Origin of the sequence: Methanosarcina thermophila TM-1, assembly GCF_000969885.1 — an archaeon.
Taxonomy (GTDB): domain Archaea; phylum Halobacteriota; class Methanosarcinia; order Methanosarcinales; family Methanosarcinaceae; genus Methanosarcina; species Methanosarcina thermophila.
Window position 1 is genome coordinate 2,459,256 of the sequence record NZ_CP009501.1, and the last position, 22,152, is coordinate 2,481,407.

Sequence of the window (22,152 nt, forward strand, 5' to 3'; positions counted from 1 at the left end):
TACGCCTGTACATTGCGCTTGAAGAGAATGGAGAATAAGATATGAATGGAAATCTGTATAAAAATATAGTAATTGCAACCGATGGGTCAATAAACACCCGTAGAGCTATTTCTTATGGTATTGAGCTTGCGAAACTTAGCGGGGCTACTGTTTACGCCCTTTATGTAATTGATACCAGATCCACGATTTCCGAGACCTGGACTATTGGCAGGGACATGATATATAACATCATGAAAAGTGATGGAGAGAAGGCGGTATCTGAAGTTAAGGCGATTGGAGAAGCTTCAGTGGTAGAAGTAAAAGAGGTTGTTTTAGACGGTTGCCCGAGTAGTGAGATTATAAAATTTGCAGAAAGTATTAATGCTGACCTGATAGTAATGGGTACGCTTGGAGCATCCGGGCTCGAAAGATTTCTGATTGGAAGCGTTGCAGAAAAAGTAGTAAGAGGCTCAAAAATTCCGGTTCTGGTCGTTCGGGGGAGGAGTAGATCTGAAACCTCCTCTTAAATTATGGTTATAAATTCAGTCGGAACGATCTGGCTCTTTGGAACTGGCTTTGATTTGCTTTTTTTCACTGACATGTTTTGCAATCATTACCTCGGTGGATTTAATAACTGCATAAACTCTGTCTCCAGGGTTTATATCCAGTTCTTTTACAGCTTCTTCGGTAACTACTGAGGTTATAATTGAAGGTTCTACTTCAATTGTAATTTTGCTAACAAGCCCGTTTTTTTCCACTTCAAGAACTTTACCTGCCAACCGATTTCTGGCTGATAACTTAAAACTAATGTTTTCCCAGGATGTTTCATCCTCTAGTGTTTCATTAATAAGCTGTTTACCTGCCTCATACTCTGCCAGCAACTTTCTACCAAGGTCGGTCAGAAAGGTACCCTGTTCTTTTCCCCCACGCACTGTGATGACAGCGGGTTCGCCAAGAGCCTCATTCATTTTTTTAAGCATGGTCCAGGCATGTTTATACGAAATTCCGAGTTTCTTGCAGGCTTTACGAAGTGAATGTTCTTCTTCTATTGTCCTCAATAACTCAGCTCTTCCAGCACCCATAACCGTTTTTCCGCCTTCCGTAAACCAGAGCTTTGTTCTTGCTTTCATAGATTTTCACCTTTTACCTGAGCACGTGGACAGAACTTGCCTTGAACTGGGCATGAGCCTGAATCCCGAGAAAAATATTCATTTCTTCCGCCGATTGCCGGATTATAGGGCGTTAAAGGGAGCGCCTTAGTCAAGTTTCACCCTGACAAGAGCTCCCAGCATCCAGACTTAAGTAACCCTGCCCTGTAGGGAGTTTCTGATGCTGGATTGTGCAGAAGTTTTACTTAATACTATGTTTTCAGGTCTCCGGGAGGGGCGTACCTGGTTCTTAACCTCAATATTCCCTGAAGCGTTAATAAATATCTTCCCGGATTTAATTCTCAGAAATCTGCGGTCCGAATTTATTCTACAAGCGGCTGTAGCTCTTCAGGTATTTTATCTCTTCCTTCAGTAATCACAGGGGCGATAGGCGGCTGATCGTTTTCTATGAATATTTGCTGACCTGGCTCTTCGAGGAGTAATTTTATAAACTCAGCAGCAAGCTCTGGTTTCCCAGTATTTTTAGGAATGGTTACGCCATACACGATTATGGAAAATCGTCAGAGTCTCTCCTCCCCCTGCAGCAGCATTTCCAGATGTGTTTTCCATAGAGCTCACACTCTCGTTCTTTCCCCTATCTCCAACATAACCTATGCCGGCAAATACAACCAGAATCAAGAGGGTTGATATAAATCTGAAAATTCTGGTTTTAATCTTCATGGTTATATCGTTTTGAACGTGACAGATATAAGCTTTTTGAGGAAGAATAACTGCTTTTTCACAATAAAAAAGTAATATTTAGGAAGAAAGGGTAATAAATACCATAAAAATTACTTTAAAACTGCAAAAGGTCTTCAGACATTCTTATTTTCGATAATTATGGAGTTTAGAGCGGCTAAATGAAAATATTTTTCTATCCGACTGATAGGAGTTAAGGGCAGTTGAATCCAATTAACTTGCTTAATGTGAGGGAAATAAGTACATCTTCAAGCAAAGATATTAATAATAATTTGACCAAAGTAAATAATTCATTTATTCATATATTAATAAAGAATATATAAAAGATAAAATTTAAGAAAATGAATTAATATCTCAGATATTTCGATAAAAAAAGCTATGCTTGCTTACAATACTAAAGCATTTTGAAGGTTTCTTTATGGACGGTTATAATATTTTCCTTATAATGCTTGCGGTCTACATAGCCGGGCTTGTATCGGTCGGCTGGTATTTTAATAAAAAACAGAAATCTATTACTGACTTCTGGCTTGCAGGAAGGGGAATAGGACCCTTTCCCCTTGGTTTCTCAGCTGCAGCTTCCTGGCTAACAGCAGGCGGGGTTCTTGCAGTCATCGGGTATTTCATGCTTCAGGGAATGGGATCTATATGGGCTTTTGTAGCTCCGAATATCATTGCCCTGCTCGTAATCGCAGTGCTTGTGAAAAAGATTAAGAACCTGCCAGCAATTACACAACCCGAACTTTTAGAACAGCGCTATGGCAGTATAGTCAGATGGCCTATTGCCCTGATTATCACGGTTGTAATGATTCTCTTTGCAGTTGCCGATGTTACAGGGCTTTCCCTGGTATTGCAAACATTTTACGGTCTTGATCCCTTTTATGCCGCAGCCATTGTTGCAATTGCAGTTTCGATTTACGTGACGCTTGGAGGACTATCTGCAGTTGTCTGGACGGATGTTATCCAGTTTGGCTTTCTCTCCCTTTTCGTAATAGCAATGGCTTTTGTTGCAGTAGGGACTGTGGCAGATGGAGGGCTTCAGGTGCCTGCAATAAGCAGTTCCGAACTTTTCGGAAGCTTGCCAGGAGACTGGTGGAATCCTCTTTCAATTGGCCTTCCCATGGTACTAATTTTCTGCTTTGCTATCATTCCTGGCTGGATTATTGAGCAGGATCCCTGGCAGAAAGTCTGGGCAGCAAGGGATGCAAAATCTGCCAGTCTTGGAATGATTATAGGGTCACTTATGATCACTGTAGTTTTCACGGCATGTGCCGTAATTGCAATAGCCCTCAGTTACATTTTTCCTGATATAGCCGGAATGGGTTTCCCTGCAGGTATGTCCCTTGCAGAACCCGCACTTTTAGCTTTTGTAAATGAACGTTTTGCCTCTGCACCAGCAGTGATAGCCCTCAGTGCAATAGGACTTGCAGCTGCTTCCATGTCCTGTGCGGATACATTTTCAACCTCAGGAGCCTCCTGTATCTCTAGGGACATCTACCAAAGGTATATAAAACCAGATGCTACAATGAAAGAAATGATGCTGGTAAACAGAGCCAGTGTACTGTTTATTATACTCGCTGCAACAGCAGGCTCATTCGTAATCCCCAATATTATTGATGCTATTCACATTGCAACTTTCATTGCAAGCTCTTCTTACTTCTTCCCGCTTATGGGAGGCCTGTACTGGAAGCGGGCTACCAAGGAAGGAGCCTTTGCAGGCATGGTAGTTGGGTTCACTGTTCAGGTAGCCCTTGTAGCTCTGGATCTTATAAAGACTCCACCTCTTGCTCCCAGTTATTTGGAAAGCATTCATCCCGTTCTGATGAGCCACGGAGTTATCGTGGGAATGTCTCTCAGTGCAATCGCTTTCTTCTTAGTTTCCTTCATGACAAAACCTTCAAGCAGGGTAAATCTCGCACCCTTTTTTGAAGAAGAAGCAGAAGAACTTGCCCGCTATGAAGCAAAAGGTATCAATGAAAATGATCCTGAGTACAGAGCTTTCCTCAAAAATCTGAATGAAAAAGTTACAGGAGAACGTGCTCACCTTCAGCTCAATCTCCGGGCTTCAGGAAGCCTTAGCTGGCACGAACTGGTAGATAAACTTAAAGCGAGTTCTCCAGCCTGGGTTACGCCTACAGGACTTGACTCCATATACAGGCTAACTCATGGGGATATGCTTGCCTGTGTAGCAGTTTCCAGGGGAAGCGGAGAGCAAGATATCTGGCTCAAAGCCGAGCCAAGGCTTGAAACCGTGGGAAGGCAGAAAAGAGAGCTTTTCACCGCCTATGAAGAGCTAAAAAAAGTACTTGGTCAGAAGAATATAAGTCTGGACTTTTATTAAAACAGGGTTCTAATTGAACCTTGTTTATTTTTTGTAATTTTAGCTTTTAAAGTTTAAGTGCGTTTTTAAGAGTTTCTTTCCCGAAATAGAGATCTTCTAGTGAGAATACCTCAAAATTATAGACTCCTTTGTATCCTGAAAGCAGTTTCAGGACTGTAAAGTCTGCACAGCCCTTTCCTGGAGCCATGTGTTCATCTCCATCGTATCTTTGCGTCCACTCCCCGCTGTTATCGTGCAGGTGAAGATGAATTATGTGTTTCTGCAGGATCCTGACAAATTCCCTGAGTTTTTCAGAATTACCTCCGCAGGTAAGGTTTGCATGCCCTATGTCAAAGGTAGCCTTCAAGTATCCGGAATTCACAGTTTCTATTGTCCGAGAAAGCTCCTCTGCCGTACAGCAAAAATTCGAAGGATCTGTACCTTCTTTGTTCTCAAGACCCAGGATAACTCCGTAATCTTCAGCTACTGAGGCAAGCCTGCTCAGGTTTTCTATCATAGATGAGAACGATTTTTCCCTATCAGTCCCAATTCTGCCCGGATGCAGTACCACAACTGAGGCTCCAGTCCGGTTTGCAAGTTCAATTGATTCTTCCATAAGGGCAAATTCTCTCTTGCCCATCTGTGCAGTATCTATCTGGAGAGCAGATGGATATTTTGGATCTGCAGCCCAGTAAGGAGCATGAACTGTAACTGCAAAATTATAGATTGAAATTTCATCCAGTACCCTGTCAAGCTTTTCTTTTTCAAGTGTCAAACCGTGATAGATCCCAAGTTTGGGAATATACAGCTCTATAGAATCAACATGTTCTTTTAAATCCCCAGGGGCGCCGGCAAAAGATGAAGCTCCTAAAATCACGCACTAAGCAAGGAAACTAAATATAAATATCCTTTTCTGATCCTGCGGTATTCAAACCGCGAGAAATAACTAAGAATAATAGTTTTGATTGAAGCCAGAATTAAAAGCCTGTGAAAATTCCCTCTTTAAGCTTATTCAGATAATTCCATGCTCATAATGTGAGAAAATTAGTCAACATATTTATATATAATAAGATGTTATACGCACAACAATTTGAAATATTTTATAAAAATTCATTTAAAAAGTATATATCCCTTTAATAAATATACTGTCCTCCAGCAAACAAACAGTATTAAATATTTTTTTGCTTATGATACTGGCAACATATAATTTTTGTACAGCAAATAAATGAAGAAGTTTATACAACTTACTATTTATGAAAACTAATAATATAAAAACAATGTCAGATGAATTTATTAATATAAAAATAGCAAATATTTTTTAATTAATTGATAAAAAAATCTACTAATTACAATCGGAATCTTTATATTATATTGAATGAAGTAAAATTCTTTTATTTATATAAATATATGAATTTGTTTGTTTTACAGCACTCAACATGTCTTATAAAATTGATTGTATATTATATAGTCTTATAATAATATTTTAAAAGCCTACATATTTCGAAAGGTTTATGAATGATCCTCCCTAATCAAAAAATTAACGCGCGTCATAATCATATTTCTTCGTGATGATATGGCAAACGATTTGAAAAAAATGTACAGCGTTTTTTGAATCCATTTATTACATATAATAATATTAAAGGAGGAAAATGAATGGAACCACTCGTAAGCATGGGAGTGCTTGCATTAATTGGAGTGGCTGCGACCATTGCAGGTGCATCCGAAGACCTGGAATCGGATATAGGATCGCAGAGTAACCCCAACTCTCAGGTGCAGCTAGCTCCCCAGATGGGATATCCACACAGAATTTTTAATAAAGCCATTTCAGGTGAACCACCATCCAATGCTTTAATGTGTTCGATTGGTGGAGCCGTTGCAACAGTATTAATAGCTGAATTTACGCTATCTCCACTCTTTGCACTGGTATTAGGTTCTTTAGTTGCAGCATGCATACATGGTACCTTTGCGGTAACTGCTACAATGGGCAGAGCTGCCAGTCAGAGTAGGTTCAAGCAGCCGATTTATCTGGATTTAATAAGAAGCCATACCCCGGCGATTATGGGATTTGCATTTATAACGACCTTCTGTGTTCTAGTAGTATCGTATCTGATGACCGTTGTACTCGGACACCCCTTCCCGCTAACTATGCTGGCTTTTATCTGGGGTATCACAGTAGGTGCAATCGGATCTTCAACAGGTGACATCCACTACGGTGCAGAGCGTGAATTCCAGCAGTTTGAATTCGGTTCAGGATTAAACGCTTCAAACTCAGGAAATATTGTAAGATATGCCGAATCAGGGCTCAGGAACGGGTATGATAATTCTTGGTTCTGTTCTAAGTTTGGAGGTCCTGTTACCGGAATTGCTTTTGGTATGACCGTATTCCTGGGAAGCTGGATAACCACTATTTTTGATCCTTCACAGGGGCTTACTGAAGGTTGGCTCTCTGTTGTTGCAGGTGTCATTATTGTCCTTATATTAATTATCTGGAACTGGAAGATTGAAACAAAAGCCCGCAACGATTTCGGACCTTATAAACAGGAAAACTCCGAGGAGGCTTCAGCATGATTGACGCTATCTTAGGAAATATCCTCTGGATGGTTCTCATTGTTATTGGTGGCGTTTTGGTCTCCTGGGGTGTCCACTTCGTGCCTGTAGGTGGTGCACCTGCAGCTATGGCTCAGGCGACTGGAGTCGGTACCGGTACAGTGCAGCTGGCAGCAGGTGCAGGTCTTACAGGGCTTGTCAGTGCCGGGTTTATGATGAACGTAACCGACAACCTTGCCCTGATTGCTGCCTCAGGTGCAGTAGGAGCAATGATCATGATCGCTGTGACCATGATTGTAGGCACCTGGGTCTATGTTTATGGTGTAGGGGTTGTGCCTTCTTCTGCAAAAGTAAAGTATGACCCTATAACAAGATATAGACAGGACCTTTATGTGTCTCAGGGTACTGAGGGTCACGGGATTCCTACTGTCAGTTTTGTGAGTGGAGTCATCGGTGCTGCTCTTGGTGGGCTCGGAGGGTCCCTGGTTTATTATTCACTCATTGAAGTAGGTGTGAATGCTGGGCTGGAACGTGTCGGAGTCACCACTGCAGTCACAGGGAACTCACTTGTTGCACTTGCAGCAATATTTGCAATAGGCATTTTCTTAGTGAACGCTGTAATTCCTTCCTATAACATAGGAGGTACAATTGAAGGGTTCCATGATCCGAAATTCAAAAAATGGCCAAAAGCGGTTATTTCTTCCCTCGTAGCTTCAATACTGTGTGCTATTGTGGCTGTAATTGCAATCTCACAGCTTGGAGGTATTTAAAATGTCTGTAGGCGGAGCAGGAGGAGAAGCTAAAGGCGGATATCCTCCACAAACAATAATGGCTCTGGGTATAGTTGGCGGGCTTGTCGGAATTTACCTGGGTAACTTTGCACCTCCGGCGTATTCCTTCTTTGGAGGAATTGGAGCAATCTGTGCAACGGTCTGGGGTGCTGATGCAGTTCGGCGTGTTGCAAGCTATGGGCTTGGTACAGGTGTTCCATCAATCGGTATGTTAGCCCTTGGTATGGGTGTTGTAGCAGCTCTATTCGGACTTTCCATAGGAGGCATTGCAGGACCCATAGTTGCTTTCATTGTGGCAGCAATTATAGGTGCCGTTATTGGTGCCCTTGCAAACAAAGTAATCGGCATGGGTATCCCTATTATGGAACAGGCAATGGTAGAAATTGCAGGTGCTGGTACTCTTGTAATTCTCGGTCTGAGTGTAGTTATTGCCGGGTCGTTCGAGTATGCTGCAGTTATTGAAAGTGTTATTGCAAACGGATACATTGCACTGATCTTTATAATAGGTGGTATGGGAATACTTCATCCTTTCAATGCCAGCCTGGGTCCTGATGAGAAACAGGACAGAACACTCATGCTTGCTGTTGAAAAAGGGGCAATCGCATTAGTAATTACAGGTCTTGCGTCTTCTCTGCATGAAGGATTGATGTCAGCTGGCGTAAACATACTTATAGGAATTATAATCTGGTATGTTGCCTTCAGCAAACACTACGCGCTTATTAAGAGAGATGCACATGCAGTGGTTGGAACCGGTATGCTTCCAAGTGCGGAGGAATTGCAATGAGCATTGTTCGTATAGCTCCCGAGATAAATCTGGTCATGGATACGGATTCTGGAGCCGTCACACAAGAACGGAAAGACTCTATTCAGTATTCCATGGAGCCCGTCTTTGAGAGAGTGGACAAACTGGATGCAATTGCAGACGATCTGTTAAATTCACTCTCACCCAGCGCACCACTCCTTAATTCCTGGCCAGGCCGTGAGCATACCTCCTACATGGCAGGAATTTACGCAAACTCCTTCTATGGAGTTGTTATAGGTCTTGCCTTTGGCGGACTGCTGGCACTAATAATATACATTACAAGACTGATGGAAGGGGTGGTGTAAAATGGTAGAGAAGAGAGAACCAGCCCCAGGATGGCCTATCCTGAAAGGTGAATATGAAGTAGGCGATCCCAAGAACTGTGTACTGGTAATTACCTGCGGGTCACACCTTCCCGGAAAGCCAATCCTTGACGCAGGGGCAGCCATAACCGGATCGTGTAAGACCGAAAACCTCGGTATTGAAAAAGTCGTTGCTCATATTATCTCAAACCCTAACATCAGATATCTGCTTGTGACTGGCTCTGAAGTTAAAGGGCACGTTACCGGACAGTCGATGTTAGCCCTCCATGCAAACGGTGTAAAAGAAAACAGGATTGATGGAGCACTAGGGGCAATTCCATATGTGGAAAATCTGAATGCAGCCGCAATTGCTCGCTTCCAGGAACAGGTTGAAGCTGTCAATCTGATCGATACCGAAGATATGGGTGTTATCACCGCCAAGGTGAGAGAACTCGCCTCAAAAGATCCCGGTGCCTTTGATGCAGAACCAATGATTGTGGAAATCAGTGAGGAGGGCGAAGGAGAAGAAGAAGAAGGCGGCGTTGTAAGACCAGTTTCCGGTGAAATTGCACTTCTTCGTAGCAGGATGAAGGCAATTGAAGAACGGATGATAAATATAGGGAACTTGAACAAGTTCCACGCAGGAGTTCACGCAGGAAAGATTGAAGGCGTTATGATAGGGTTGACAGTGACCATATCCCTGCTTGGATTATTACTGCTAGGGAGGTAACGTAAATGGCAGAAGAATATGAAAAAGGCGTACCAATGGTGCTTGCTCCTCAGATGGGCGCAATTGATGCTACTGTTGAGAGCATTCGATATAGAGCACAATTGATTGCGAGAAACCAGAAGCTGGATTCCGGGGTTATGTCTACCGGAGTAATCGGCTTTGCAGCAGGTTTCATCTTTTCACTGCTGATGGTCATTGTACTCCCACTACTGGTCTGGTGAGAGGTGAGAAAATATGGATGGAAAAGCACCAGCAGCGTTTGTAGAGCCAAGCGAGTTTAACGAAGTAATGAAAAGGCTCGATAAGATCGACGAAAAGATCGAGTTTGTCAACAGTGAAATTGCGCAGAGAATTGGAAAGAAAGTAGGAAGAGATATCGGAATTCTGTACGGCGGAGTTTTGGGCCTGCTGCTCTTCCTGATCTATGTCCAGGTATCATCAATGTTCTTATAAATGAGGGATCAAAATGTTCAAGTTTGACAAGAAACAGGAAGTTTTTGAAATCGGTGGAGTTAAGTTTGGCGGACAGCCTGGCGAATATCCAACCGTATTAGTCAGTACCATGTTCTATGCAAGACACAAGATTGTATCTGACGAGGACAAGGGTATTTTTGACAGAGAAGCCGCAGAAAATCTCTGGAACACTCAGGTCGCACTGAGCGATGAAACGGGGCTCCCCTATGTAAACCAGATTGTAGGAGAAACCCCTGAAGCAATTAAGCGTTATATCGACTGGTTCGTTGAGATCGATGACAGGACACCTTTCCTGATTGACTCCTCAGCCGGAAACGTGCGTGCAGCAGCAGCTCAGCACTGTACCGAAATTGGTGTTGCAGACAGGGCAATCCACAACTCGATTAACGCAAGTATCGAACAGGAAGAAATCGATGCTCTCACTGACAGCGATGTAACAGCTGCAATCGTTCTGGCTTTCAACGCAACTGACCCGACCGTAAAAGGAAAGATAGATATCCTTGAAGTCGGCGGTTCCGGACAAACCAAGGGTATGCTCCAGGTCGCAAAGGAATGTGGAATAAAGTACCCAATTATCGACGTCGCAGCCATGCCTCTTGGGGCAGGTTCCGGTGCTACTATCCGCTCGATACCCACACTGAAAGCAAGATTCGGGCTGCCAATCGGCGGTGGATACCACAACATGGCTTCGGCATGGGACTGGCTCCGCAAATTCAAGAAGACTCAGCCTGATCCAAAGGCAATCTACATGCCTTCAGACATTGGTACTAACCTTGTAGCCCAGATCGCAGGTTCGGACTATCTGCTCTATGGTCCTATCGAGAACGTCAACCAGATTTTCCCAGCTGTTGCAATGGTCGACATCATGCTCGGTGAAACTGCAAAGGAACTTGGCGTCGAGATTGCAGATCTGGCAAACCACCCGGTTACCAAACTGACATAATCTAATTGAAAAAAACTAAAAGAGTCTCAGGACTCAAAGCAGAGGAAATTTTCCTTTGCTTTTTTTATTTTCTAAACCATTGTGGCTTTTTATCAAACACTGGCATTTGTTTTCCTTCCCCATCTGGCTCTTAGTTTTCATGTATTTCTGCCGAATTTTTAGTTCTAATTAAATACTTTTAGATGTAGTTTCAGGCAAATCGGGAAATTCTGATTTATGCGAGCCAGAAACCATGCTATAAGTGAACATAAAGAAAAAGACTGAAAAGAAAACGAAAAGAAAATGGTATTAAAAGATCCAGGTTATTTTTTCAGGAGAAAGCACCTGGCTGGCTAATTACTCCATCTGAGCCTGCCAGGTACATATGAATCCACTCCCAAACTCGCTCTCTGGGACTGTTATCACCTTTGAAGATTGTGAGTTATCAGAGAAACCGTTATAACCTGTGAATTTTTACTCCTGCACTCAGGCAGGAACCGCATTATTTACTCCCTAATTTACAGTTTTTTGAATGTCAACCTATGTCTTTGAGATTAAATTAGAGTAGATAATTATAGTCTGGACAAACTGTAAGAAAAGGGCGAAATCAACAATACAATCTTCCAGGTTATAGCAGTCCGATTTATATACCAACCCTTTTAATGGACATGTTGTACAGTGTCTTAACATATATATATAAAGAATTGTGAACCAGTGCCATCTGTTTGCGGTTAGTTATCAAGTTTCTTACTCGATATTAAAAGAAATCTTAATCTAAATTTGAGATTAAGACCATATCTAAAAACTTGTATCGGATCAATTCTGCGGTTTTATAATCATATCAATATCATAGATACTTCGGGATTAATAGCTTCTCAGATGGAGTATTTTGGCACCTATGTTAACTCTAATTACTAAGAAATGATACTAAATAGAAAGGTTTAATATTTGGTAGCACTTACCTGTACTAAACAGGGTTCTAAGTAAAAACTTTTAGATTCACGGAGTCTCATTGTAAAAGCGTTTTTTCGAGCTTTTAAACCGGAAGCCGTAAAAAGTCCTGAGCTTACGGTCGCCAAAACGGATCATAGCATAAAGAACCAGGAAACCGGGTATCGGGTGGAAATATGCTGATCAGAAAAAATATATCCCTGGATGATAAGTATCTTAAAAAGTTACAGCCCCTTCTGGATGCCAATAATGGGAATTTGAGCGCTGCAGTCAGGGATACTATTGAGATTGCGGATACAGCTCTTACATATCATAAAAGTATTGATGAAGCAATCCGATTTTTAAAAGAAACTCCTTCAAAAGAGGAGTTAAACAATACAATTCAAAGCGGAGAAAATATCGTTATAAATAGAACAATGCTTGAATGGCTATTCAGGTGTACGAAAGGCAGGCTCACTGATGAAGAGCTTGTTAATGAGCTCATCAATCCGTTTGAGATTCACGATATGAAGCAGCTTGAAGATCACCTTAATAGGGTTTCAAAAAGCTATCACTGGGCAATTCGGACTTCAATAAAGTGTGAAGATATTAATAATCCTGAGTCTGCACTGGTAATTCTTTCCAATTCTACTGTACACAGCAGAGACTTTTTTGGTCAACTGGTGGCTCATTTCCTTTCCAAGTGGAAACAACTCGATGTTGAGCATGTTTTCAGAAGATCAAACTCCACCCAGATTTCTTTCAGAAAGAACCCCTCTACCTCCTCGAACGAGACTATGCCTGGAATCCTGAAGCACTTTGGGTACCTTGATGTTTTATGCAGAGAGCTGGATGAAAATACCGAGTTCTGGACTCAGCTCATGTATACTTATAATGTTGAAAGGTTTAATCTCGTGACTCTTCATAGGAACCAGTTTGAGGTTTTTGCAGCCGGGGAAGTTCCAAACCCGACAAAGATCCTTGAGCGCTTATGTAAGCAGTCTGTATGTGATATGTCCCTTCCGGATTTACTGGTTAATTTCAGGAAAATGTACCTGGCAACTCAACTTGCCAAGAATATAGAGATTTCCCTTGAGCCCGGAAATGAGTCAGTAACCATCTACCATGATTTCAAAGATGAAAGGGTTATCCGCAATCTTGTTGCATACTTCTCGAACATATTCAGGGAAAAGGGCACACCTTTTGAAACATCTTCCTATTCAAGCATGATCGAATTCCGATTCTTTCAGGAACGAAAACAGGATAGTCTGGACTCCCTACCTGATGGAAGATGACGGAAGACACTGAATAACCTTGAGAGAAAATATTAAGGAATATATACTGAAGAGATCTCTGAAAGAGGATTAATGGGAGGAATATCAGATAGAGAGGTATTAAATAGAGTATTAAAGAAATATTTAAAGAGATTAAGAAATATTTAAAGAGATAAAGAAATATTTAAAGAGATCAGGGATTAAAAACTTCAGCCTGAGCCAAAGTTTTCCCTAAATTTTCGATGTCTGATTCCTGTCATTATATAGCTTACTGCTTTTCGTTATCTAATTCAGCCTTTTGTAACCCCTAATAATTCAGCCTTTTGTAACCCCTAATGGAAGAACTCTTGCGACCTTACGGGCAATGCCAAGTTCATGTACGACATTTACCACCTCACTGCTGGATTTGTATACGCCTGGAGCTTCCTCTGCAAGCACTGATGGATGCGTGGCTCTTATCGTAATGCCCTGAGCCTCAAGGTTGTCTTTTATGTTTTGTCCGCGGAATTCTTTCTTTGCATGTGCTCTGCTCATTACCCTTCCTGCTCCGTGGCAGGCGCTGCCGAAAGAGATATCCATAGCTTCCTTCGAACCGCATAATATAAAGGATGGAGTTCCCATGCTTCCTGGAATCAAAACTGGTTGTCCTACATCCCTGTACACGGTAGGGACTTCAGGATGTCCTGGGGGAAACGCCCTTGTTGCCCCTTTTCTGTGTACATACACCTCTTTTTTCTTGCCGTCCACGGTATGTTCTTCAAGTTTTGCCACATTATGAGCAACGTCATAAAGCAGGCTCATGCCCAGGTCTTCAGCGTCTATCCCGAATACATTTTCAAATGATTCCCTTGTCCAGTGCGTGATCATTTGCCGGTTTGCCCACGCATAATTTGCAGCGCACATCATAGCTTTAAAGTAGTTCTGAGCTTCCTTTGACTGTGCAGGAGCACAGGCAAGCTGTTTATCAGGAATCTCAATCTTATAGTTCTTTACAGCCTGAGAGAGTTCCTTTAGATAATCAGTACATATCTGATGCCCTGCACCCCTTGACCCGCAGTGAATCATTACAGTGACCTGACCTTCTTCAAGCCCGAAGGTTGAAGCCATTTCCTGATCATAGATTTTATCGACATACTGAACCTCAAGGAAATGGTTGCCGCTTCCTAGCGTTCCTAGCTGAGGTCTACCCCGGTTTCTGGCTTTCGTACTTACATAGGAAGGGTCAGCACCTTCCATATATCCGTTTGCTTCACAATGTTCAGTATCGGCTTCCACACCATATCCGGCTTCCACAGCCCACTTTGCACCTTCAAGAAAAGCACAGTCAAGCTCCTTATCTGAAGCCCTGAACCGACTTTTGGAACCAACACCTGCGGGAATATTTTTAAAAAGCTCATCGGTTAATGTCTTTATGTAAGGAATTACCTCCTCCTTCTGAAGTTTAGTACGAATTAGCCTTACTCCGCAGTTGATATCAAAACCAACTCCTCCAGGGCTGATGATTCCCTCTTCCGTGTCAAAAGCCGCTACTCCCCCAATGGCAAAACCATATCCAAGATGGGCATCAGGCATTGCCATGGAATACTTCTGGATGCCAGGGAGAGTTGCCACATTTGCAATCTGGTCAATAGTCCCGTGTTCAATCCCAAGGAGTAAGTTTTCAGATACAAACAGGCGCCCTGGAACCCGCATATTAGGGATATGTCCAATAGGGATTTCCCAGCTATTTTCTGAAAGCTTCCTGACCATATTTCTTATATCCCCCGTCACATGTCCTGTGCTTAATTCTTCAATAGCTATATCTTCGCCTTCTGCCATGATTTATACTCCCTGCTCCTCTATGCTTTATGAATATAATTCTGGGATTATTAATTTACCTTCTGTTTCTCAAATTTCTACAAGTTACTTCTGAAACGTAATCAGGATACGCTGTGCAAGGCTGGATTAAGGTCATACTGATTTCTGGAAACACATGAGATATTATTATTCAATATAACAAAATCGGTCTAAACACGAATGAATGAGTTCAGGACTAGATAACTAAACTTGAGACCCTGTAATGCAGAATAGGATAGTAATTCACATACATGAAGCTATGCATAAGGAGAGCTGGAAGAAAAATAGCCAGTTATCGGCAGATAAGGGAGAAGTTTCTGCTTGCTTAAATATCCACAACGACCTGAGCCTTCCAGCCATCGTCGGTTTTTGTTATTTCCAGCTGGTTATAAGTAACAGCTTTGATTTCGGTCTTAAAGGGATGGCTTTCGGGATAGTATTCTTCACCCACTGCTTGAGCAATTATCGAATATTCACCAGCTTCTTCCTTAATTTTCTCAACTTTAAATTCCCTGAAAACAATTTCATCAACTTCAAATATATATAAAAGTTCGGAAAGCCAGTCCACAAGCAGGGATTCAAGGTCAGGTGCTTTGAGAAAAATTTCTTTTCTGGTTTCTCCAGAGACCTGCTCTGTATCAATCATAACATTGAACATAGCGAGAGCCGAATTCTCAAACACTTCTTCCAGGGACTTCCCATAAGCCATGAACTTGATATCTGCAGTATGTTCCAGATATTCATACTGTTTTCCTTGGGACGACATAGTCAAGTATTGTGCTCTTGTGTACCTTAAACTATTCGCTGCAAAAATCTGCGTTCAGATCAGAAGAAATTTCTAAATCAGGAAAAGCTGGGTTTACGAAATTCTTTAAAAAGTACTTTCAGTCTAATTTCTTCCAGATATAAAGAATTCTCTGAATAGCTGTTATGTGGCTGGTTACAGCAATCAGGATGACAGCCCAGCCAAGGATCGGAAAACCTGCAATAGGGGATGAAAAGGCAAAGTTTCCGAAAGCTGCAAGAATGACAACTACAAGCCGATCTGCCCTGCCCATTATCCCTCCATAATATCTCCCCAGGTTGAGCGCCTGAGCCTGGGTTCCTAGATAACTGGTAAGCTGTACTCCCACAATTGCCGCAACTCCAACCTGCCAGGGGACATAATCTGCAAAAAAAATGCTGCAGATTATAAAGACATCCGAGTAGCGGTCAATAACGTGATCCAGAAAATCACCTCTGGGAGTAGCCCTATTTGCCTTTCGTGCAATTACCCCGTCAAGAGCGTCAAAAATCGAGTTAAAGATTACCAGAAAGCCTGCCAGCAGGACGAATTCTCTGGACCCAGGTGAGTAGTAAAAACTGAGACCTGCAAAAAATGCACAGATTAGGGAAGCTATGGACACTGTATTGGGTGAGACCTCATATCTAACGAAAAATTCTGCCAGTGGTTCGATTACTTTTGAGACAAAAGGTCTCAGGGTATTAAACGTCATGGTACTCGAGATTCTTCCTTTAGATGATATCGTAATAGAAAGCCGCCTGAGAAACAAGCATCTTATTTTGTTAAGTATCCCGGTTGGATCTGCTTATTTATATTGTTTCTGGGTTTACCTATTTTTTATATTTATACTTAAGGCTGTGTGGTTACCCGCTCATTCACTAGATAAGTATACTTATTTTTTTCTTTTTCTCTTATGCAATCATAAAAGAAACGCGGATCAAACGAGCGTTCGTTTGGTATGCTTATTTTTCTCTGCTGCCGCACGATCGTACAGGTACTTAACTTTACAGGAGTGTTCAAGCTGCGTGGTTATAACATATGCATCTCCGAGTGTTCTCCCGATTGCAAATGTACCGTGACTGTAAACTATAGCGCCTCTGTATCTTGAGAGTGCGTTTGCAAGATTCTCTGCAAGCTCGCGGCTGCCTATGCCTCCTCCTACAACCGGGATCTCCCCGAGGAAATACAGCCCTTCGCTGTCCACAGGCATAATTTTTCCCTCAGGGCCTGCGAGCAGGGATTCTACAACAGAATAAGCAGAATGGGCATGAATAATTGCAAGCGCTGAGGTCTGCCTGTAAATCTCCCTGTGTACGACAGCTTCGGAAGATGCAATTATATCAAGGGAGGAAGTGTCCTGAATATCAACCTCAACAACACCGTTTTCTGTAATTTCATCAAGTGCCGCCCCTGTCCGGGTAATAAGCATCCTGTTTCCAGCCCTGATACTTATATTTCCAAAATTTGACTCGACAAGCCCGTGCTCGACCAGCTTGCGCCCATATTTTGCGATTTCCTGCCACATTTTAAGCGGTATATAGACCAAGACCGCCATAAGGTTTATGTACTTATTCTTCTGAAGTCCAGCAAAAAGAAGAAAACAACTCAATTTAAACATGACGGAAGGCTTTCGGAAAGGGAAATCCGCCATAAAGTTTATCTGTGAGTATTGTATTTAGATAAAACGCAGTATTTACAGTTTGCCTCGTTGGCTCAGCCCGGTAGAGCGAGTGACTTGTAATCACTAGGTCGCGTGTTCGAATCACGCACGAGGCTTCTTATTAATTTTTTATAATTTTTCTTTTCCTTATCATGTCTCATCTTTTGACAAATTTCCTTTATCCTTAACGATTATGCCATTCCCCATCTGACTTCTATGCGATTTATTACATTTCCTACACGGCCTTTAAATCTGAATTATCTTTGAGGTTTTCTTGCAGTTTACATTTGTGTTCTTTCTTTGAAAATGTTCATATCTTGGCGGACAGACAATTTATTAAATATAGATGATTCTATTAAATCAGGGAAGTTTACTATGAACGAAATTAAAATTGGGGAAGTTTACTATGAACGAGATTAAAATCGTGGATAAAATTCAGGACTTCACATTAAAAGACCAGAACCAAAAAGAAGTTCACCTTTACGACTTCGCTGGTAAAAAAGTACTTCTGTCATTTCATCCGCTTGCCTGGACAAGTGTGTGTTCTGAACAGATGAAATTGCTTGAAAAAAACCACGAGATGTTCGACAGGTTGAACACAGTTGCCTTTGGCATAAGTGTCGATCCCGCGCCATCGAAAAAAGCCTGGGCACGGGAACTGGGAATTACGCACATCAGACTTCTTTCGGATTTCTGGCCTCATGGGGAAGTTGCCAGAAAATATGGGATCTTCAGGGAAAAGGAAGGGGTCTCTGAGAGAGCTAACATAGTTATCGATGAAGATCAGAAAATCATATTTTTCGAAGTATATCCTGTGCGTGAACTTCCTGACATGTCAAAGATCGCAAAAGTTCTGGAACAGTAAGAAACAGGGTCCACTCTGAAGAATAAAACAGTAACAGAAAAGTAAGTAATAAGTAACAGGATTATTTCCATCTTTTTATCAAATTTTATTCAATTTAATTTAAGTCAAGCATTCCTTAATTCTGCGTCGATTCCATCAAAGAGTTGTCTCAGTGCTATGCTGAGCCTGCGTGCCTCCATCTGCCAGATCCTTTTGCTAACCTGTATATTTCCTCCAGCTTTGACAGCTGCCACCCATGCGTATTTTCTGGCAATTCTCTTGTTATCGGAAGGAGAACGGAAAGCTTTTCCAGTCTTCTCGTTGCTGTACTTCTCGTTAATAAGGAACTCATATATCTCCTGAACCCTCTCAAGTAGTTCTTTTTCACTTTCAGTGCCCTTTGCTCCAAATAAAACAAGGTTCCAGAGGCGGAACTGTACCTCATGACGTTCAGTGGAAAGTTTTCTGGAGGCTGAGACTTCCAGCATCTTCCTGAATTCAAGATATATATCCGTATTTCCGAAACCTGAAGGCAGGATATTCCCAAGCGCGATCATAACATGAATGCACTCGTGAAAAAGAATTCTGGCTATCAGAAATTCAACCCTTTCCTGCAAGTTCCAGAATTTGCTTACGAGAACCTCATCCCAGAGCTGATAAGGGTTAACAATGATTATGGATCTGTAGGTAATCCTCTTTTCTTTCTGTGAGACCAGGCGTTTGGGATAAAGAGTCATTCCCAGCATTTTTCCGAAAAATTGAATCCTGACAGCCAGGTCCCAGCAGCATTCCCATCCTTCTGAGCTTGTACACTTTACCCTGTAGTAGTTTCCATCAAAATGAACTTTCTCAAGCAACCGGTACATATCTTTACTGTGTACCCTGATCAATGATTTTACCCTGGACTCACGATAGATCCTAAGGTCAAAATAAGGCGCATTCGGGGCAGAAGGAGAGGGTAAGTTACCGGTTAGTGTACTTAGATCCTGGAATCCATAAGCCCACAGCAAATTTGAGTTGCCGTCCCACACATTGACCTCATTCTCAACTGGCCTGGCTTTCTTTTTCATTGAATCCCCTCGCACAAAATGCCCAATAGGATATTATTACTAAAGATATATAAAAATTGATCAATATGCAGCAAGAGATTGAAATAAAGGTTTATTCTGGCTCAGAAAGGTAGAACTCTCATTTATTTTCGCCTTTGTTATTAAGATATCCACACACTGGACAATTATTTAGCTTTGAGAGTGAAATTTCAGTGAAATTCCCTGAAAGCCCATTCCAGAACAGAAGACGACCATTCAGAAGCTTCCCCTGACCTGTCAGAAATTTAATTGCCTCATTTGCCTGTATGGCACCGATGATGCCTGGAGTAGCTCCTAAAACCGGAAATACTTCCTTTTTGGAGATGCGTGGAAAAATACAGTAAAAGCAGGGGGTTTCCCCAGGTATTATCGTTGTTACCTGTCCGTCATACCCCGTAACTGCCCCATGAATTAAAGGGATCCTTCTTTTTATGGCAAGCCTGTTAAGCATATGTCTAGTTTCAAGGTTATCAAGTGCATCAACTATAACGTCACACTCAGGAACCAGGACTTCGAGATTTGATTCGGTAAGCAACTCTGCTATGGTTTCAACTTTAATATCCGGATTCATGGAAAGCAATTTTTCCTTTGCTGACTCTACCTTAAGCCTTCCAATGTCCTTCTCATGATGCAGGAACTGCCTGTTTAAATTGCTTGCTTCAACGGTATCAAAATCCGCAAGGATTATTTTTCCGACTCCAGCTATTGCGAGATAGGTGGAAACCGGACTTCCCAGCCCGCCTACCCCGGCAACAAGTACTCTTGCATTCTTCAATCTTTCCTGCCCTTCTTCTCCAAAAAGAAGGATTTGTCGGCTGTATTTTTCACGTTCAAAATCATTCATGCAAGGACTTCCGGAGTATTTATTAATCTAAGTACTGATTTTAGATCTTGATCAGTTTAAGTATTGATTTTAGATATTGATTATTTTAATTATTGATTTTAAATATTGATTAGTTTAGGTATTGTAGTTTAAGAATTGATTAGTTTAGTATTGATTAGTTTAAATATTGATTAGTTTAAGTATTGATAGTTTAAATATTGATTAATCTCTGAGTGCGGAGTGACTCAAGATTTTTCTGTTTTATATATGGTTTCCTGTTTTCCGTCAGCAGGAGTACTTTTGTTTCAGACGAATTTGAGTATTCTCATTGATGAACGACCTTCTAACGCATAACTTCTTTGGGTGGTAAGAGGAAGAACAGGGACTTTAATTTGTTGGATACCAGAATGGCGCACGGAATCCAATAAGATCTGGGTTTGAGGATTAAGGCAGAAAGATATATCACTGAGAAGAAACATAACCAGCAGGCATATTGATGGTAGGGGCAATAATTTTAGAAAAATTAATTAAGGCACGACCCATAAAAATAAAAAGTTCATTTTTAACATTATTTTGACCGACTATTTCAATTCACTGTTGTAGCAGCTTTCTTGCATACTATAGACAAGATGCTGAAAAAGAAAAATCTTCAAAGGTTCTGGAGTTTATGAGAGTTCTTGATTTAAAAAATACAATTCTTAATATCAAACAGGAGTTTTCAGAATATTTTAAAGAACGAGATGCTGAAATCAATGGGTCTCTTCTTGCACTCCTTTCCGGTGAACATATCCTCTTACTGGGACCTCCCGGGACTGCAAAGACCCTGCTTGCAAACAAAATCTGTGAAACCATTGAAGGGGGGAAATTTTTCCATTATCTTCTGACCCGTTTTTCGACGCCTGAAGAGGTGTTTGGACCGCTTTCCCTTAAGGCGCTTGAGAGGGACGAGTTCAGCAGGCGGATAGAGGGCTACCTTCCAACTGCCCATATAGCCCTGCTTGATGAGATCTTCAAGGCAAACAGCTCCATCTTAAACAGTCTGCTGACTGTGCTAAACGAGAGGAAGTACCATAACGGCAAGGAACTTGTGGATGTGCCTCTTTTTTCCGTTTTCGGAGCTTCAAATGAGCTGCCTGAAGAAGATGAAAGCCTCGAAGCGCTTTACGACCGTTTTCTGTTCAGGTATAAGGTGGATTATATCCAGCATGAGGAGAACCTTGAAGATCTTATCTTTAAAAACACCGATGATTTCGTACCCCGTACAAAACTCAGTATAGAAGACATAAAGGAAGTCCAGAAACGTGCAAGAGATCTACCCGTTGACCCCGAGGTTCGGGCAATTATAAAGGCGCTCAGAAGAGAACTTAAGAACTCCAATATTTTTGTCTCAGATAGGCGCTGGAAGAAAATTGTGAATATTCTCAGGGTAGCCTCAGTGGTAAACGGGCATTCCAGTGTAAACCGGATGACAGCAGTCCTGCTACAGCACATGCTCTGGGATGTGCCTGAACAGAGGGAAGCGATCAGGAAGATCATTCTGGATAGAGTTGTGTCAGGGGGAACGGATACAGGCAAATTAAAACTTGATATTCTTGACCTGAAAAATTCCATCTACAACTGCCTGCAGCAGGAACTCCCAGATCTCGTAACCTGTAACAAATGCTATGAAGAAGACCGCAAGACAACAGGCGGCCTGAAAAGTTCAAGGTTTTCAGGAGTCAAGATCCAGAGAAACCTCACATTTGACAATGCTCTCGACCTGCTGAAGCATCATACCGAGTTTCCAACTCACACTTACAGCTTCGGGCTTGACTACAGCAACCTGAACGGTTCACTGAATTTCGAATCCCTGGCAGAGCAATTCCGCAGGAAATACGGATTTGAGTTTAAGATTAGCCTCGATTACGGTGATAAGAAACTCTATGAGAAAGAGTACGAAAATCTGGAAGAGAAGGTGAACTATTTCAGAAGGCAGATCCAAGAAGAGGAAAAAGCACTTGAGGCCACATTAAGGGAAAACATCTGGGTCTCAGAGCAGGACAGCCAGGAAATTCTTATGAAATACCGATCGAAAAACACAGATATTTACGAGATTGTAAGCGCTTTGAACGAAATTAGGATTCTGCTGGAAAAGCCCAGGATATTTGATGTTGCGGTTGAAAAAGCAGGAGAAGTAGCCTGAAATTGATAATTTTTTGAGAA

At 41.8% G+C, this 22,152-nt stretch carries 23 protein-coding genes and 1 tRNA gene; 14 read left to right on the forward strand and 10 right to left on the reverse strand.

The window, feature by feature from the left end:
• Positions 1-41 precede the first annotated feature (41 nt).
• Positions 42-506 (forward strand): universal stress protein, encoded by a 465-nt coding sequence (locus MSTHT_RS10640; RefSeq protein WP_048167759.1) that lies wholly within the window; start codon positions 42-44, stop codon positions 504-506.
• 15 nt (positions 507-521) lie between these two features.
• Here MSTHT_RS10640 and MSTHT_RS10645 read toward each other — a convergent pair whose 3' ends face one another.
• From MSTHT_RS10645 to MSTHT_RS10655, 3 genes are all read right to left on the reverse strand, one after another.
• Entirely contained in the window at positions 522-1,109 is a 588-nt protein-coding gene (locus MSTHT_RS10645; RefSeq protein WP_048167760.1) for a molybdenum-dependent transcriptional regulator, read from the reverse strand.
• Positions 1,110-1,450: 341 nt separating this feature from the next.
• Positions 1,451-1,633, reverse strand: a complete 183-nt coding sequence (locus tag MSTHT_RS10650) for a hypothetical protein (RefSeq protein WP_048167761.1) — start codon at positions 1,631-1,633, stop codon at positions 1,451-1,453.
• Complete coding sequence (locus MSTHT_RS10655; RefSeq protein WP_197071748.1) at positions 1,611-1,766, reverse strand: hypothetical protein; 156 nt, start codon at positions 1,764-1,766, stop codon at positions 1,611-1,613. Before MSTHT_RS10655 ends, MSTHT_RS10650 begins: the two co-directional genes overlap by 23 nt.
• A 478-nt stretch (positions 1,767-2,244) precedes the next feature.
• Between MSTHT_RS10655 and MSTHT_RS10660 the strand changes: the two genes are divergently transcribed.
• Positions 2,245-4,164, forward strand: a complete 1,920-nt coding sequence (locus tag MSTHT_RS10660; RefSeq protein ID WP_048167763.1) for a sodium:solute symporter family protein — start codon at positions 2,245-2,247, stop codon at positions 4,162-4,164.
• A gap of 46 nt (positions 4,165-4,210) precedes the next feature.
• On the opposite strand, the gene MSTHT_RS10665 is transcribed toward MSTHT_RS10660, so the two are convergent.
• Positions 4,211-5,020 (reverse strand): sugar phosphate isomerase/epimerase family protein, encoded by an 810-nt coding sequence (locus MSTHT_RS10665; RefSeq protein WP_048167764.1) that lies wholly within the window; start codon positions 5,018-5,020, stop codon positions 4,211-4,213.
• Positions 5,021-5,796: 776 nt separating this feature from the next.
• Between MSTHT_RS10665 and mtrE the strand changes: the two genes are divergently transcribed.
• The 9 genes from mtrE (at position 5,797) to MSTHT_RS10710 (ending at position 12,936) form a co-directional block, all read left to right on the forward strand.
• Positions 5,797-6,711 (forward strand): tetrahydromethanopterin S-methyltransferase subunit E, encoded by a 915-nt coding sequence (mtrE, locus tag MSTHT_RS10670; protein WP_048167765.1) that lies wholly within the window; start codon positions 5,797-5,799, stop codon positions 6,709-6,711.
• On the forward strand, positions 6,708-7,460 hold the full coding sequence (gene mtrD, locus MSTHT_RS10675; protein ID WP_048167766.1) for a tetrahydromethanopterin S-methyltransferase subunit D: 753 nt from the start codon (positions 6,708-6,710) through the stop codon (positions 7,458-7,460). Before mtrE ends, mtrD begins: the two co-directional genes overlap by 4 nt.
• Position 7,461: 1 nt before the next feature.
• A complete protein-coding gene (mtrC, locus tag MSTHT_RS10680) occupies positions 7,462-8,265 on the forward strand; it encodes a tetrahydromethanopterin S-methyltransferase subunit MtrC (protein ID WP_048167767.1) in 804 nt (267 codons plus the stop codon).
• Positions 8,262-8,588: a tetrahydromethanopterin S-methyltransferase subunit B gene (locus MSTHT_RS10685; RefSeq protein WP_048167768.1), complete on the forward strand. Its 327-nt coding sequence runs from the start codon at positions 8,262-8,264 to the stop codon at positions 8,586-8,588. The genes mtrC and MSTHT_RS10685 overlap by 4 nt, the downstream gene beginning before the upstream one ends.
• Before the next feature lies 1 nt (position 8,589).
• Positions 8,590-9,315, forward strand: coding sequence for a tetrahydromethanopterin S-methyltransferase subunit A (mtrA, locus tag MSTHT_RS10690; protein ID WP_048167769.1), 726 nt, complete (start codon positions 8,590-8,592; stop codon positions 9,313-9,315).
• 5 nt (positions 9,316-9,320) lie between these two features.
• Complete coding sequence (locus MSTHT_RS10695; protein WP_048167770.1) at positions 9,321-9,536, forward strand: tetrahydromethanopterin S-methyltransferase subunit F; 216 nt, start codon at positions 9,321-9,323, stop codon at positions 9,534-9,536.
• A gap of 13 nt (positions 9,537-9,549) precedes the next feature.
• The gene (gene mtrG / locus MSTHT_RS10700; protein ID WP_048167771.1) at positions 9,550-9,768 is read left to right on the forward strand and encodes a tetrahydromethanopterin S-methyltransferase subunit MtrG; all 219 of its coding nucleotides are present in this window, start codon (positions 9,550-9,552) and stop codon (positions 9,766-9,768) included.
• Positions 9,769-9,781: 13 nt separating this feature from the next.
• The gene (gene mtrH / locus MSTHT_RS10705; RefSeq protein ID WP_048167772.1) at positions 9,782-10,732 is read left to right on the forward strand and encodes a tetrahydromethanopterin S-methyltransferase subunit H; all 951 of its coding nucleotides are present in this window, start codon (positions 9,782-9,784) and stop codon (positions 10,730-10,732) included.
• A gap of 1,106 nt (positions 10,733-11,838) precedes the next feature.
• On the forward strand, positions 11,839-12,936 hold the full coding sequence (locus MSTHT_RS10710; protein WP_048167773.1) for a hypothetical protein: 1,098 nt from the start codon (positions 11,839-11,841) through the stop codon (positions 12,934-12,936).
• 294 nt (positions 12,937-13,230) lie between these two features.
• Here MSTHT_RS10710 and MSTHT_RS10715 read toward each other — a convergent pair whose 3' ends face one another.
• The 4 genes from MSTHT_RS10715 to MSTHT_RS10730 form a co-directional block, all read right to left on the reverse strand.
• A complete protein-coding gene (locus MSTHT_RS10715) occupies positions 13,231-14,733 on the reverse strand; it encodes an RtcB family protein (RefSeq protein ID WP_048167774.1) in 1,503 nt (500 codons plus the stop codon).
• Between the two features lie 343 nt (positions 14,734-15,076).
• A complete protein-coding gene (locus MSTHT_RS10720; protein ID WP_048167775.1) occupies positions 15,077-15,517 on the reverse strand; it encodes an archease in 441 nt (146 codons plus the stop codon).
• 118 nt (positions 15,518-15,635) lie between these two features.
• Positions 15,636-16,247: a CDP-alcohol phosphatidyltransferase family protein gene (locus tag MSTHT_RS10725; RefSeq protein ID WP_048167776.1), complete on the reverse strand. Its 612-nt coding sequence runs from the start codon at positions 16,245-16,247 to the stop codon at positions 15,636-15,638.
• A gap of 225 nt (positions 16,248-16,472) precedes the next feature.
• Positions 16,473-17,060, reverse strand: coding sequence for an aldolase (locus tag MSTHT_RS10730; RefSeq protein ID WP_181952268.1), 588 nt, complete (start codon positions 17,058-17,060; stop codon positions 16,473-16,475).
• Positions 17,061-17,237: 177 nt separating this feature from the next.
• Here MSTHT_RS10730 and MSTHT_RS10735 point away from each other — a divergent pair.
• Both MSTHT_RS10735 and MSTHT_RS10740 read left to right on the forward strand, forming a co-directional pair.
• Positions 17,238-17,311 (forward strand) — tRNA-Thr (locus MSTHT_RS10735).
• A gap of 290 nt (positions 17,312-17,601) precedes the next feature.
• A complete protein-coding gene (locus MSTHT_RS10740; protein ID WP_048167777.1) occupies positions 17,602-18,060 on the forward strand; it encodes a peroxiredoxin in 459 nt (152 codons plus the stop codon).
• A gap of 104 nt (positions 18,061-18,164) precedes the next feature.
• Here the strand turns inward: MSTHT_RS10740 and MSTHT_RS10745 are convergent, their stop codons facing one another.
• Together MSTHT_RS10745 and MSTHT_RS10750 are read right to left on the reverse strand one after the other, a co-directional pair.
• Positions 18,165-19,109 (reverse strand): hypothetical protein, encoded by a 945-nt coding sequence (locus tag MSTHT_RS10745; RefSeq protein WP_048167778.1) that lies wholly within the window; start codon positions 19,107-19,109, stop codon positions 18,165-18,167.
• A 118-nt stretch (positions 19,110-19,227) separates the two neighbouring features.
• Positions 19,228-19,971, reverse strand: coding sequence for a HesA/MoeB/ThiF family protein (locus MSTHT_RS10750; protein WP_048167779.1), 744 nt, complete (start codon positions 19,969-19,971; stop codon positions 19,228-19,230).
• Positions 19,972-20,617: 646 nt separating this feature from the next.
• Between MSTHT_RS10750 and MSTHT_RS10755 the strand changes: the two genes are divergently transcribed.
• Positions 20,618-22,132: an AAA family ATPase gene (locus MSTHT_RS10755; RefSeq protein ID WP_048167780.1), complete on the forward strand. Its 1,515-nt coding sequence runs from the start codon at positions 20,618-20,620 to the stop codon at positions 22,130-22,132.
• The last annotated feature ends 20 nt before the right edge of the window (positions 22,133-22,152 follow it).

What these genes read in the sequence shown, in the direction of transcription:
- MSTHT_RS10640 (WP_048167759.1), top strand. Translation starts at nt 42, where the DNA reads ATGAATGGAAATCTGTATAAAAATATAGTAATTGCAACCGATGGGTCA.
- MSTHT_RS10645 (WP_048167760.1), bottom strand. Translation starts at nt 1,109, where the DNA reads ATGAAAGCAAGAACAAAGCTCTGGTTTACGGAAGGCGGAAAAACGGTT.
- MSTHT_RS10660 (WP_048167763.1), top strand. Translation starts at nt 2,245, where the DNA reads ATGGACGGTTATAATATTTTCCTTATAATGCTTGCGGTCTACATAGCC.
- mtrE (WP_048167765.1), top strand. Translation starts at nt 5,797, where the DNA reads ATGGAACCACTCGTAAGCATGGGAGTGCTTGCATTAATTGGAGTGGCT.
- mtrD (WP_048167766.1), top strand. Translation starts at nt 6,708, where the DNA reads ATGATTGACGCTATCTTAGGAAATATCCTCTGGATGGTTCTCATTGTT.
- mtrC (WP_048167767.1), top strand. Translation starts at nt 7,462, where the DNA reads ATGTCTGTAGGCGGAGCAGGAGGAGAAGCTAAAGGCGGATATCCTCCA.
- MSTHT_RS10685 (WP_048167768.1), top strand. Translation starts at nt 8,262, where the DNA reads ATGAGCATTGTTCGTATAGCTCCCGAGATAAATCTGGTCATGGATACG.
- mtrA (WP_048167769.1), top strand. Translation starts at nt 8,590, where the DNA reads ATGGTAGAGAAGAGAGAACCAGCCCCAGGATGGCCTATCCTGAAAGGT.
- MSTHT_RS10695 (WP_048167770.1), top strand. Translation starts at nt 9,321, where the DNA reads ATGGCAGAAGAATATGAAAAAGGCGTACCAATGGTGCTTGCTCCTCAG.
- mtrG (WP_048167771.1), top strand. Translation starts at nt 9,550, where the DNA reads ATGGATGGAAAAGCACCAGCAGCGTTTGTAGAGCCAAGCGAGTTTAAC.
- mtrH (WP_048167772.1), top strand. Translation starts at nt 9,782, where the DNA reads ATGTTCAAGTTTGACAAGAAACAGGAAGTTTTTGAAATCGGTGGAGTT.
- MSTHT_RS10710 (WP_048167773.1), top strand. Translation starts at nt 11,839, where the DNA reads ATGCTGATCAGAAAAAATATATCCCTGGATGATAAGTATCTTAAAAAG.
- MSTHT_RS10715 (WP_048167774.1), bottom strand. Translation starts at nt 14,733, where the DNA reads ATGGCAGAAGGCGAAGATATAGCTATTGAAGAATTAAGCACAGGACAT.
- MSTHT_RS10720 (WP_048167775.1), bottom strand. Translation starts at nt 15,517, where the DNA reads ATGTCGTCCCAAGGAAAACAGTATGAATATCTGGAACATACTGCAGAT.
- MSTHT_RS10725 (WP_048167776.1), bottom strand. Translation starts at nt 16,247, where the DNA reads ATGACGTTTAATACCCTGAGACCTTTTGTCTCAAAAGTAATCGAACCA.
- MSTHT_RS10730 (WP_181952268.1), bottom strand. Translation starts at nt 17,060, where the DNA reads ATGTGGCAGGAAATCGCAAAATATGGGCGCAAGCTGGTCGAGCACGGG.
- MSTHT_RS10740 (WP_048167777.1), top strand. Translation starts at nt 17,602, where the DNA reads ATGAACGAGATTAAAATCGTGGATAAAATTCAGGACTTCACATTAAAA.
- MSTHT_RS10745 (WP_048167778.1), bottom strand. Translation starts at nt 19,109, where the DNA reads ATGAAAAAGAAAGCCAGGCCAGTTGAGAATGAGGTCAATGTGTGGGAC.
- MSTHT_RS10750 (WP_048167779.1), bottom strand. Translation starts at nt 19,971, where the DNA reads ATGAATGATTTTGAACGTGAAAAATACAGCCGACAAATCCTTCTTTTT.
- MSTHT_RS10755 (WP_048167780.1), top strand. Translation starts at nt 20,618, where the DNA reads ATGAGAGTTCTTGATTTAAAAAATACAATTCTTAATATCAAACAGGAG.